Origin of the sequence: Flavobacterium gillisiae, assembly GCF_900107635.1 — a bacterium.
Lineage (GTDB): Bacteria > Bacteroidota > Bacteroidia > Flavobacteriales > Flavobacteriaceae > Flavobacterium > Flavobacterium gillisiae.
The window spans coordinates 231,208-244,142 of sequence record NZ_FNRD01000002.1; the positions used below are offsets into that span (position 1 = coordinate 231,208).

Genomic DNA, 12,935 nt, shown 5'->3' on the forward strand with positions numbered 1-12,935 from the left:
ATAGCTGGACACGAGCGAAGCGAACTGACGAAGTAAATAGCTCCAAAAAACTTTGGAACTAAGAAACTTTGGAACTAAGAAACTTTGCCACTTAGTCCCTTTTCCGTACTTTTGCAAAAATAATTTTTCACACTTAAACCGTTTATAGCATGCAACTGTATAACACTTTAAGCGCAGAAGAAAGAGCCATCATGATTGATGATGCCGGAAAACAGAGACTTACTTTGTCGTTCTATGCTTATGCGCAAATTCAAGATCCAACACAATTTCGTAACGATTTATTCCGTGCTTGGGACCCGCTAGTGGTTCTTGGTCGTATTTATGTGGCCAAAGAAGGAATAAATGCTCAGTTATCGCTTCCCGCAGATAATTTTTATGCTTTTAAGGATACAATTGAAGCCTACGATTTTATGCAAGGAATTCGACTGAATATTGCCGTGGAGCATGACGACCACTCGTTTTTGAAATTAACCGTTAAAGTGCGTGACAAGATTGTTGCTGATGGTTTGAATGACGAGACTTTTGATGTGACCAACATTGGAGTGCATTTAAAAGCGAAGGAATTCAACACTATTTTAGACGATCCCAATACCATTGTGGTTGATTTCAGAAATCACTACGAGAGTGAAATTGGCTATTTTAAAGGAGCGATTACACCTGATGTAGATACTTTTCGCGAATCATTGCCTATTATAAACGAGCAATTACAAGATTTTAAAGAAGATAAAAACTTGGTGATGTATTGCACCGGAGGAATTCGTTGTGAGAAGGCTTCGGCTTATTTTAAACACCAAGGTTTTAAAAATGTATACCAACTAGAAGGTGGAATTATTAATTACGCCAAACAAATCAAGGAAGAAAACTTAGAGAGTAAATTCATTGGTAAAAACTTTGTATTTGATCACCGCTTAGGCGAAAGAATTACAGACGATATTGTATCTAAATGCCACCAATGTGGAAAACCTTGTGATGTACACACCAATTGCATCAACGAAGGTTGTCATTTACTTTTTATCCAATGTGAAGAATGTGCACAAGCCATGCAAGGTTGTTGTTCACAAGACTGCGTAGATGTGATTCATTTGCCAGAAGAAGAGCAAAAAGCGATTCGTCGTGGGGTGAAAAACGGCAATAAGATTTTCAAAAAAGGAAAATCGGATGTGTTGACTTTCAAGAATCGAGAAGCGAATCTTGATCCTTTGGCGGCAGTTCCTAACCTTGCTGATTTAACAAAATCGAAAGCGTTGGCTAAAAAGCAACCAAAAATCAAGAAACAATACATTGGGAACGGAACGCATTTTTATCCAAAACCAAGTATTGGTCAATTTTCTATCGAAGAAAATGAAATCAACGTGGGTGATACTATCATGATTAAAGGAATGACTACTGGTGAACAACAACTAGTAATTACTGAAATGCAAGTGAATGATGTGAAGGCTGACAAAGCAGTTGCGGGAGATGTTTGTACTTTTCAATTGCCATTTAGAATTCGATTATCAGATAAATTATATAAGGTTTTAAACTAGTATTTATAACCTTACGTTCCAAAAAAGCCTATTTCATCTACTTGAAATAGGCTTTTTTTTAGCGCCTTTTTTATCTAAAAATTGGATGAACTAATTTTTATCCAAAAAATTAAAAAAAACAGCTCAAATTAGCATTGCTATACTATCAACAACAAAAAGACGTAATTACCGAAAATAAAATGTTAAATATTGTTAAATTGTCTTAGATTTACTTAAACTAATTCAAATTAACTAATCATGAAAAAAAAGTATTTAATTCTTCTACTTTTATTTTTGGGGATTATTACAAGTTACTCCCAAAACACAACGGTAAAAGGTAAAGTTACAGACGCCAAAGGTTTACCATTACCAGGCGCAAACGTTAATCTGAAAGGATCTAAGTCCACCGTTGCAACAGATATGGACGGGACTTATCAAATTCAAGCTTCAAACGGAGCGAGTCTGATATTTTCATACATTGGCTTCAAAAACCAAGAAATCAAAGTTTCTGGAAACACAATCAATGCCTCATTAAAGGAAGATACTGAAACAAAATTAGATGAAGTTGTTGTAACGGCAATGGGGATTAAAAACAAAACCAAATCACTAGGTTACGCCAATCAAACCATCAAAGCATCAGATATTGAGCGTCCTGGTCAATTGAATGCACTACAATCACTACAAGGAAGCATCTCTGGTGTTACAATCAGTAAAACTTCTGGAGAAGCTGGTGGAGGAGTCGACATCTTAATTAGAGGGGTTTCCTCTTTGAGTACAGGAAGTAATAACCAACCTTTAATTGTTATCGACGGTAATCCCGTAAACAATAGCACAATATCTGGAAATGTATTGTCGAGCGCCAATAATTCTTCTCCGGGAAGTAATGAGCAATTTGGTTTTTCAAACCGATCCATCGATATAAATCCAAATGATATCGAAAGCTATACCGTACTTAAAGGAGCGGGAGCAACAGCACTTTATGGAATTTTGGCAGGTAATGGAGTTATAATCATTACTACTAAAAAAGGAAAAGAAGGCAAAACAAGAGTAAACATTTCATCTAGTGTAACGATGAGCGACGTAAACAAATACCCTGAATTGCAATCAAAATGGAGAGAGGGATCTAGTTTAACACCAAGAGTATTGAGCATGAATGCCACTACACCTTCCGGAATTTCATTTTACCCAGGATTTACTTCGGCCTTCCAGAGTAATGGCCCTGCCTATTCAAGTACAGATGATGCTAGCATCAAATTCAGACATTTCTACAAAGATTTTTTTAAAACAGGGATTAACACTACTAACAATATTAGCCTAAGTGGAGGAACTGAAAAAATGAATTATTACGTTTCTGCTTCGACTAGTAAAGACGAAGGAATTGTTCCTAATACTGACTATGCTAGAAAAACATTAAAATTTAATGGCGGGTACAAACTATCAGAGAATTTAAAATTAGGAACTTCAGTTTCTTATGCAAATTCAGGAGGATCACGCGCAAACACCGGCGACAAATCGATAATGAGTTCACTATCTTATTGGTCCCCATCAATATATGTTAATGATTATTTAACTAAAGCTGGAGCCGAAAAAGACTGGACTTCTGGGATTATCGACCAACCGGTTTATTTTGCTAAGACAAGTAATCTAAATGACAATGTAGATCGTTGGATTGCTTCGGCCGACTTAAATTGGCAAGCTAAATCTTGGTTAAACATAACTTACAGAGGAAGTGTTGATAATTATGCCGAAAGTAGAAATAGATATGCTGGTCCTGACTTAGACCCTGGCTCCCCTGTTAACGGGTTTATCGTAAACGAAAAGATCAACTTCAAAGGATTGAATTCAGATTTCCTAGTCTCTGCCACTAAAAAATTCGGAGATTTTAATACTTCGGCAATGATTGGTAATCAAATTTTTGAAACCAACTCTGACTACAGTTTATCAAGAGGTGAAGGTTTGCTTTTATCGAACTTTAACAATATTGCAAACACCATTAATAAATATGCGGCTCAAACCAATGAGGTTGTTAGAACCGTAGGTTACTTTACAGAGTTAAAAGCCGATTATAAGGAACGCATTTTCTTAGCAGCAACAGGACGAAGAGATTATGCTTCTACTCTGCCTGCCGCAAATCGCGCATTCAATTACTTCTCTTCAAATCTTGCATTTGTATTTCATGATTTGATTGACAAAGAAGGAAGCGTCCTTTCCTTTGGAAAACTACGTGGTTCTTGGGCGCAAGTAGGTAAAATTCCACCATTTGGTATAGGAAGATACAGCTATCCAGATATCCCTTTTAATGGTGTTGGCGGCGTAAGTATTGGAACCGTAGATTCTGATCCAAATATAAAAGCTGAGATTGTAACAACAACAGAGATGGGTACAGACTTACGTTTCTTCAACAATCGCATTCGTTTAGAATATACTTATTTTGATAGAAAAAGTGATGGACAAATCCTAAAAGTTACCTTGCCTCAAAGTACTGGTTTAACAGGAACTTGGACTAACTCAGGTTCATTGCAAACAACTGGACACGAACTAACATTGGCTGCTGATATTTTTAAAAACAAAGACTTTACTTGGACTACCATAGCTAATTTTACTGCTTACAAAACAGAAGTTTTAACATTGCCATTTGACAATATTGACTTTGCTTACAATGGTGGTGCCGATATATATTCTCGAATAAAAGTGGGAGATGCCGCAGGTTCATTATACGGTAGAACTTGGACTTATGTAAATGGTCAAAGATTAATAGGCACAAATGGATTACCCGTAATTGCAAAAGATACGAACGGAGCAGTTCTTTATTCTAAAGTTGGAAACGCGTTCCCAGACTATGTAGTTACGCTTAACAACAACTTCAAATATAAAAATTGGGATTTAGCGTTTATGTTTGAGTACAAAAAAGGAGGAGAAGGATTTGATCCAGCAGAAAGAAACGGGATTAGAAACGGGATTCTAAAAATGACCGAGGACAGAAACCACACTCAAGTTTTAGAAGGTGTAAAAGCAGATGGAACTCAAAACAACACACCAGTAACGATTGACGGAAACAGCTATTACAGAAACACAATTATCAATCAAGCTTCGGAAATATTGATTCAAGACACTTCATGGTTGAAACTTAGAAATGTATCATTAACCTACAATTTAGCATCAGATTTAACGTCAAAATTAAAACTATCAAACGCTTCTTTCTCTGTAAGTGGAAATAACTTTTTGCTATGGACTCCTTTTAGAGGGTTTGATCCAGAAGGACAACAATTTGGTTCAGGAAGTAATGTATATGGTTTCTCTGGTTTAAACATCCCTTTAACACAATCTTATACATTGGGCTTAAACATTGGTTTTTAATCTATTAAACGAAACAAATTATGAAAAATATACTTAAAATTGCTAGCGTTTTAACTTTAGTAATCTCCATTTATAGTTGCAGTGATAGCTATTATGACACAAATCTCCCAAGCAACTCTGTTTCAACTGAATCTGTTGCTATTAATAACATTTTGCCTTCTGCTATTCAAGCTACGATGAGTGCGCAATATAGTGCCGCTACTAGTTTGGCACAAGTAGATCAACACATTGCGTCGGCTTTCAATGACCAAAATATTGATAAGCACTATCAAAACTCATTAGATGAATATTGGAGACTAGTTTACTCTAAAGCACTTCCTAATATTAAAATTTTAGAAGACAAAGCAAATTCAACAAATTCAAGTCATTACCTCGCTATTGCAAAAGTCTTAAAAGCAATAAACATTGGATTAACAACTGATCTACACGGCGATGTTCCTTATACCGAAGCAACGCTTGCTGCAACAAATTTTTATCCAAAATACGATGCGCAACAATTAATCTATACTGATGTCATTAAATTATTAGATGACGCTATCGTATTATTTTCAACAGCAAACACTTCTATTTACAGTCCTGGCGCTGATGATTTAATCTACAGCGGAAAAGCAGCAAGCTGGACTAAGGCTGCTTATACTTTCAAAGCTAGATTTCAATTGCATCTAATGAAAGTAAACGGCGGAACCATGACAGCTACAGCGGTTTTAGCAAGCTTATCCAAAGGATTTACAGCAAATAGCGATGACTTTCAATTAAAATACAATAGTGTAAATACAAATCCATGGTATCAATCACAATTGGGTTTATCAACTGGAAATCTTACTTTTTATATTTCGAATCATTTCATAAGCTACATGAATGGAGGTACTGTATTTCCTTTTGCTTCTTCGTTAGTAAAAATGGATCCAAGAATGCCGCTATTAGTAGATTTAAATACGTATTCAAGTGCAAGTATTACTGCAGGTCCAGATCCAACCGTAGTGACAAACTACATAGGGTCAACTAATGGTACTGGAGGTACTTCTAAAACTAAAATCGGCACGCAGTTTTTTTATTCCAAAATCGATTCTCCGCTAGTCTATCTTACCTATGCCGAAGCTAAATTTATCGAAGCGGAAGCACAATTTTTACTCGCTGGAGGAAGTCCAACATCTACAGGAACAAATGCGGCTTCTTACTCTGCTTATCTTACTGGAATTGCTGCTAATATGGATAAAATAGGCGTTATAGCAACTAATAAAAACAACTATTTAGCCGATGCTTCTATCGCAAAAGGAAATACAGCAATTCAATTGAAAGACATTATGAGACAAAAATTCATTGCTTTATTCTTAAATCCAGAAGCGTTCACTGATTATAGAAGATATGATTTTTCTACAAATGCTTTCAAAAACCTAACCATTCCTGCAAATACAGATCCGTTAAATGGAGGTAAATGGATAAGAAGATTTGTTTATTCTAACAACGAAAGAAGTGCAAACACAGCAAATTACAATTTGAATTTTAAATCGATGATTACACCTGTTTGGTGGGATAAATAACATTTAAGTTTCTAGTATAAAGCCTCTATTTCAATAAATAAGGAATTGAGGCTATAGGTTTTCATAAAACGAAATCAATGTTGGTGCTACTATCATGATTAAAGGAATGACCACTGGTGAACAACAACTAGTTATTACCGAAATGCAAGTAAATGATATAAAAGCTGACAAAGCAGTTGCGGGAGATGTTCGTACTTTTCAATTGCCATTTAGAATTCGATTATCAGATAAATTATATAAGGTTTTAAACTAGTATTTATAACCTTAAGTTCCAAAAAAGCCTATTTCATCTACTTGAAATAGGCTTTTTTTTATAAAAACTTTATTATTTTGAGAAAAGTTAACTTTTGCAACTTAAGTTTAAAAAATGCTATCTTTACACATTAATCTTTTTAAGAACTTAAGTTGTGCTCGTCACAACACTATATATAAAATTATGGCATGTACAAGTTGTTCAACTTCTGATGGTGGCTCACCAAAGGGTTGTAAAAATAATGGGACTTGCGGCACCGATAGCTGCAATAAATTAACTGTTTTCGATTGGCTTTCAAATATGACTTTACCTAATGGACAAGCACCTTTTGACTGTGTTGAAGTTCGTTTTAAAAATGGAAGAAAAGAGTTTTATCGCAATACTGAAAAATTGACTTTGAGTATGGGAGATATTGTGGCAACTGTCGCTTCTCCTGGACATGATATTGGAATTGTTACTTTGACTGGAGAGTTAGTTCGAATCCAAATGAAGAAAAAAGGAGCTAATCCTAATAGCAACGAGATTCCGAAAATTTATAGAAAAGCATCACAAAAAGACATTGATATTTGGTCTACTGCACGTGAAAGAGAAGAACCAATGAAAGTTCGTGCACGTGAATTAGCTATTTCTCAAAAACTGGAAATGAAAATTTCTGATATTGAATTTCAAGGAGATGGATCTAAAGCTACGTTTTACTACACAGCAAATGACAGAGTCGATTTTAGACTTTTAATTAAAGATTTTGCCAAAGAATTCAGCACTAGAGTAGAGATGAAACAAGTTGGTTTCCGTCAAGAAGCAGCTCGTTTAGGAGGAATAGGTTCATGTGGAAGAGAATTATGTTGTTCGACTTGGCTAACCGACTTTAGAAGTGTGAATACTTCGGCAGCTCGTTACCAACAACTGTCATTGAACCCACAAAAATTAGCAGGACAATGTGGTAAACTAAAATGCTGTCTAAACTATGAGTTAGACACTTACATGGACGCCTTGAAAGGATTTCCTGATTTTGAAACTAAATTAGTTACTGAAAAAGGGGACGCAATTTGTCAAAAACAAGATATTTTCAAAGGATTAATGTGGTTTGCCTACACTAATAATTTTGCGAACTGGCATGTACTTAAAATTGAAAAAGTACAGGAAATCATCGCCGAAAATAAACTCAAAAACAAAGTCTCTTCACTTGAGGATTATGCAATTGAAGTGATTCAAGAAACGGAGAAAGATTTTAACAATGCGATGGGCCAGGAAAGTTTAACTCGTTTTGACCAACCTAAAAAGAGAAAAAAACCAAACAAAAAACCAAAACCTGCAGGAGATAATAAACCAGCGACTGATAATAAGATTATAGCAAACAATAAAAAGCCAGCAAACAATGGTCCTTCACCTTCAACCGAGAAGAAACCAGCTATAGCAAGAAAACCAATAATTATTACTAAGAATGAGGCTAAGAAATAGCATTTTTTTCGTTTTGATTGCGATACTTTTTTTTTCATGTGATAAAAAAAGAGCTTTTGACGAATATAAATCTGTCGGAAGCGCTTGGCATAAAGACAGTATTATAACTTTCGATTTGCCAGAATTAGATTCCACACAACGATATGATTTGTTCATCAATTTAAGAGACAACAACAATTATCAATACAATAATCTTTTTTTGATCGTGTCCGTTGAAAAACCCAATGGTTATACAAAAGTGGACACATTAGAATACCAAATGGCAAATCCTGACGGAACATTGCTAGGTGACGGATTTACAGACATAAAAGAAAGTAAATTGTTCTTTAAAGAGAATGTGAAATTCAAAGGAAAATACAAAGTCCATATAAAACAGGCTGTCAGAGAAACCGGTAAAGTTCCCGGTGTGACGCTTTTAGAAGGAATTACAGAAGTGGGATTACGAATAGAAAAAAAAGACTAGGATAATTTATGGCTGCTATAAAAAACAACAATAAGGGCAATACTGCTGATAAAGACTTTAAGTATTATACTAAAACATTTTGGAAGATTTTTCTTTACGGAATGGCTGGAGTAGTTCTATTTTTCTTATTTGCCTCTTGGGGGCTTTTTGGTTCCATGCCTTCTTTTGAAGACTTGGAAAACCCGGATTCTAATTTAGCCACTGAAATTATTTCAGCTGACGGAGTAGTATTAGGAAAGTATTTTCAAAAAAACAGATCTCAACTAAAATATTCTGATTTACCTAAAAACCTTGTTCAAGCATTAGTAGCAACCGAAGACGAACGTTTCTACGAACATTCAGGTATTGATGGAAGAGGTACCTTAAGAGCTTTTGCAAGTTTAGGAGCTAGTGGAGGAGCAAGTACTTTGACACAACAACTTGCAAAACAATTATTTCACGGGGAAGGTTCGAAGTTTTTGCCTTTTAGAATTGTACAAAAAGTAAAAGAATGGATTATCGCTATTCGATTAGAAAGACAATATACCAAAAATGAAATTTTGGCCATGTACTGCAATGTGTATGACTTTGGAAACTATTCTGTAGGAGTAAGTTCTGCAGCACAAACCTATTTTTCAAAAGAGCCAAAAAACCTTACTATTGAAGAATCCGCCATACTAGTAGGGATGTTCAAAAACTCAGGGCTATACAATCCGGTAAGAAATCCTGTAGGAGTAAAAAACCGTAGAAATGTAGTACTTGCACAAATGGCAAAAGGAGACATTATTACAGAAAAAGAAAAAGAAAGACTACAAAGTTTGCCAATTACCCTTCATTTTAAACTGGAAAGCCACAGAGAAGGAACAGCAACTTATTTCAGAGAGTATCTTCGTGATTACATGAAAAAATGGGTTGATGAAAACAAGAAACCAGACGGATCTAATTATGACATCTACAAAGATGGATTAAAAATCTATACTACTATTGATTCCAGAATGCAATTACATGCTGAAGAAGCAGTTTCTGCCCACATGGCTAATCTTCAACAAGAATTTTTCATTCAGGCAAAAAACAATAAAAACGCCCCTTTTGTAGGTATCTCAGATAAGGAAACACAGCGTATTTTAACACAAGCAATGAAATCATCAAACCGATGGTCTGTTTTAAAATCAGCAGACATGAGCGATGAGGATATTATAAAATCATTTAGCGTAAAAGCTAAAATGACTGTATTTACATGGAAAGGAGAAAAAGATACTATCATGACTCCGATCGACTCCATTCGTTATTACAAACACTTTCTACAATCAGGTCTTATGGCTATGGAACCTCAAACGGGTAACATAAAAGCTTGGGTAGGTGGAATTAACTATAAATATTTTCAATATGACCACGTAGGTCAGGGAGCTAGACAGGTAGGTTCTACCTTTAAACCTTTTGTTTACGCTACAGCGATTGAACAATTGAACATGTCTCCATGCGATTCCATAATAGATGCTCCTTTCACTATGCCTGTGGGCCGTCACCACGTTACCGCAGCATGGACACCTAGAAACTCTGATAATAAATACAGAGGAATGGTTACCTTGAAAAAAGCATTAGCCAACTCAATAAACACTGTGTCTGCAAAGTTAATGGACAAAGTAGGTCCTGAGGCGGTGGTTAAGCTTACTCATAAATTAGGAATCAAATCAGAAATACCTATTCAGCCATCCATTGCATTAGGTGCAGTAGATATCACTGTGGAGGATATGGTAGCCGCATACAGCACATTTGCGAATCAAGGTGTTTATACAAAACCTCAGTTTCTAAGTCGAATAGAAGACAAAAGTGGCGTTATTATTTATGAGCCAATACCTGAATCTCATGACGTATTAAACAAAGACATTGCTTTTGCCATAATTAAATTATTAGAAGGAGTAACAGAAGGAGGTTCTGGAAACAGATTAAGAACTGAAGGCGGAGGTTATGGATACAATAGAATTACAGGATATCCATATAAATTCACTAACCCAATTGCTGGTAAAACAGGAACAACACAAAACCAGTCCGACGGTTGGTTTATGGGAATGGTTCCAAATCTAGTAACAGGTGTTTGGGTAGGTTGTGAAGATCGTTCTGCCAGATTTAAAAGTATTACTTACGGCCAAGGAGCAACTGCTGCACTACCTGTTTGGGCTTACTTTATGAAACTTTGTTATGCTGATGAAAATTTAAAAGTGTCTAAAGGAGAATTCGACAGACCTCCTAACCTTTCGATAAAAGTTGATTGTTACAATGCACCCGCTGCAAAAGACACAACCGACACGCAACAAAATACAGATGAATTCGAATTTTAAAAACGAATTAACTAAGTAGATTTACAAATTTTAGACTTCGAGACATTTGCGCTTCCCATGCTTAAAGTGTATGACACCGCAACTGTTTGGACTTAAAAAATAGACTATGATAAATAAAAAAGTAGAAAACGTTCAAGTTGCACTTGAAGGAGTTGAAAACGGAATGACTATCATGTTAGGTGGTTTCGGTCTCTGTGGTATACCCGAAAACTCAATTGCTGAATTGGTAAAAAAAGAAACTACTGGCTTGACCTGTATTTCTAATAATGCCGGTGTGGACGATTTCGGTCTTGGATTATTATTACAAAAAAGACAAATCAAGAAGATGATTTCTTCTTATGTTGGAGAAAACGCTGAGTTTGAACGCCAGATGCTTTCCGGAGAGCTAGATGTAGAATTAATTCCACAAGGAACTTTGGCAGAACGTTGCCGTGCAGCTCAGGCTGGAATCCCCGCTTTTTTTACTCCTGCTGGCTATGGTACTGAAGTAGCTGAAGGAAAAGAAGTTAGAGAATTCAACGGAAAAATGCATATAATGGAATTAGCTTTCAATGCTGACTTCGCTATTGTAAAAGCGTGGAAAGGAGATACAGCCGGAAACTTGATTTTTAAAGGAACTGCAAGAAACTTTAATCCTTGTATGTCTGGTGCTGCTAAGATCACTGTTGCTGAAGTGGAAGAATTAGTGGAAGCCGGAACGCTGGATCCAAATCAAATTCATATCCCTGGAATATTCGTGCAGCGTATTTTTCAAGGTTCAAAATATGAAAAAAGAATAGAGCAACGTACAGTAAGAAATAGATAATGAGAAAATGAGTTAATTAGATAATGCAACTCAATTATCTAATTTCCGAATTCTCTAATTAACACATTAATATTATGGCATTAGACAAAATAGGTATTGCGAAACGTATTGCACAAGAACTTAAAGACCGCTATTTCGTAAATTTAGGGATAGGTATTCCAACATTGGTAGCCAATTACATCCCGCAAGGAATTGACGTTGAATTTCAAAGCGAAAACGGTGTTTTAGGCATGGGGCCTTTCCCTTTTGAAGGAGAAGAAGATGCAGATATAATCAATGCAGGAAAACAAACAATAACGACATTACCGGGAGCCTCCTTTTTTGATTCAGCTCTAAGTTTCGGAATGATTCGTGGACAACATGTCGACTTAACTATTCTGGGAGCTATGGAAGTTTCTGAAAACGGAGATATCGCCAACTGGAAAATTCCAGGAAAAATGGTAAAAGGAATGGGAGGCGCAATGGATTTAGTAGCTTCTGCCGAAAACATTATCGTTGCCATGATGCACGTAAACAAAGCTGGGCAATCTAAGATTCTTAAAAAGTGCAGCTTACCATTGACTGGTGTAGGTTGTGTCAAAAAAGTAGTGACTGAATTGGCTGTATTAGAAGTAACCCCTAAAGGTTTTAAACTCTTAGAACGTGCTCCAGGAGTGACAGTAGAACATATAATCGCTTCTACTGAAGCAACTTTGATTATTGAAGGCGATATTCCAGAGATGATTATTGACTAAACTCTTTATAAATAAACATAGGTTGTCCTAAAAAAGGGTCGCTAGATTAACATTAAAAAGAAATCGGCACAGAATTACTTCTGTGCCGATTTCTTTTTTTTAATTACTAATGAATTCTATTTGTTGCTACTGCTCTTGATTGGGGTTTCGTATCATTTTTAAACAATTCCAAAGGCATTCACTACAAATTTCAACAGTAAAACTCACGCAAATTTCTTTAATAACGAAGTTGAAGATAAATTAAATGCAACATCCATTCTTGTGACACCCATTCCTTTATCCTTCCATTTACACAATGCAATCGAAAAATAAATACACAAAATATCAGGGGGATTTTATTGTAAGTAAAACTCACAAATAGCTTTTTTTAGACAAAATACTGCATTTATATCTACGTAATAACTAAATACCTGGAAACTAACCCTATAAATCTACGTCAATACCATATTTTACCCTTTTAAACTAAAAAATAAAATACCTCAGCATCTCCTACTGTCACAG

At 35.6% G+C, this 12,935-nt stretch carries 9 protein-coding genes; all 9 read left to right on the top strand.

The annotated features are described in order from the left end of the window. The first annotated feature begins 149 nt into the window (after positions 1-149). The 9 genes from trhO (at position 150) to BLV35_RS04535 (ending at position 12,434) form a co-directional block, all read left to right on the top strand. Complete coding sequence (gene trhO, locus BLV35_RS04500; RefSeq protein WP_091085356.1) at positions 150-1,526, top strand: oxygen-dependent tRNA uridine(34) hydroxylase TrhO; 1,377 nt, start codon at positions 150-152, stop codon at positions 1,524-1,526. A gap of 237 nt (positions 1,527-1,763) precedes the next feature. Then, a complete protein-coding gene (locus BLV35_RS04505) occupies positions 1,764-4,862 on the top strand; it encodes a SusC/RagA family TonB-linked outer membrane protein (protein ID WP_091085359.1) in 3,099 nt (1,032 codons plus the stop codon). A gap of 20 nt (positions 4,863-4,882) precedes the next feature. Further along, a complete protein-coding gene (locus tag BLV35_RS04510; RefSeq protein WP_091085361.1) occupies positions 4,883-6,403 on the top strand; it encodes a SusD/RagB family nutrient-binding outer membrane lipoprotein in 1,521 nt (506 codons plus the stop codon). Between the two features lie 94 nt (positions 6,404-6,497). After that, positions 6,498-6,656 (top strand): hypothetical protein, encoded by a 159-nt coding sequence (locus BLV35_RS19125; RefSeq protein ID WP_176980575.1) that lies wholly within the window; start codon positions 6,498-6,500, stop codon positions 6,654-6,656. Positions 6,657-6,839: 183 nt separating this feature from the next. Continuing rightward, complete coding sequence (locus tag BLV35_RS04515; protein ID WP_091085366.1) at positions 6,840-8,114, top strand: PSP1 domain-containing protein; 1,275 nt, start codon at positions 6,840-6,842, stop codon at positions 8,112-8,114. Continuing rightward, on the top strand, positions 8,098-8,577 hold the full coding sequence (locus BLV35_RS04520) for a gliding motility lipoprotein GldH (protein WP_091085370.1): 480 nt from the start codon (positions 8,098-8,100) through the stop codon (positions 8,575-8,577). The genes BLV35_RS04515 and BLV35_RS04520 overlap by 17 nt, the downstream gene beginning before the upstream one ends. Positions 8,578-8,585: 8 nt before the next feature. Further along, positions 8,586-10,895, top strand: a complete 2,310-nt coding sequence (locus tag BLV35_RS04525; protein WP_091085373.1) for a penicillin-binding protein 1A — start codon at positions 8,586-8,588, stop codon at positions 10,893-10,895. Between the two features lie 106 nt (positions 10,896-11,001). Continuing rightward, positions 11,002-11,700 carry a CoA transferase subunit A gene (locus tag BLV35_RS04530; RefSeq protein ID WP_091085376.1) on the top strand — a complete coding sequence of 233 codons (699 nt, stop codon included), beginning with the start codon at positions 11,002-11,004 and terminating at the stop codon, positions 11,698-11,700. Between the two features lie 74 nt (positions 11,701-11,774). Beyond that, entirely contained in the window at positions 11,775-12,434 is a 660-nt protein-coding gene (locus tag BLV35_RS04535) for a CoA transferase subunit B (protein ID WP_091085378.1), read from the top strand. Positions 12,435-12,935: the final 501 nt, after the last annotated feature.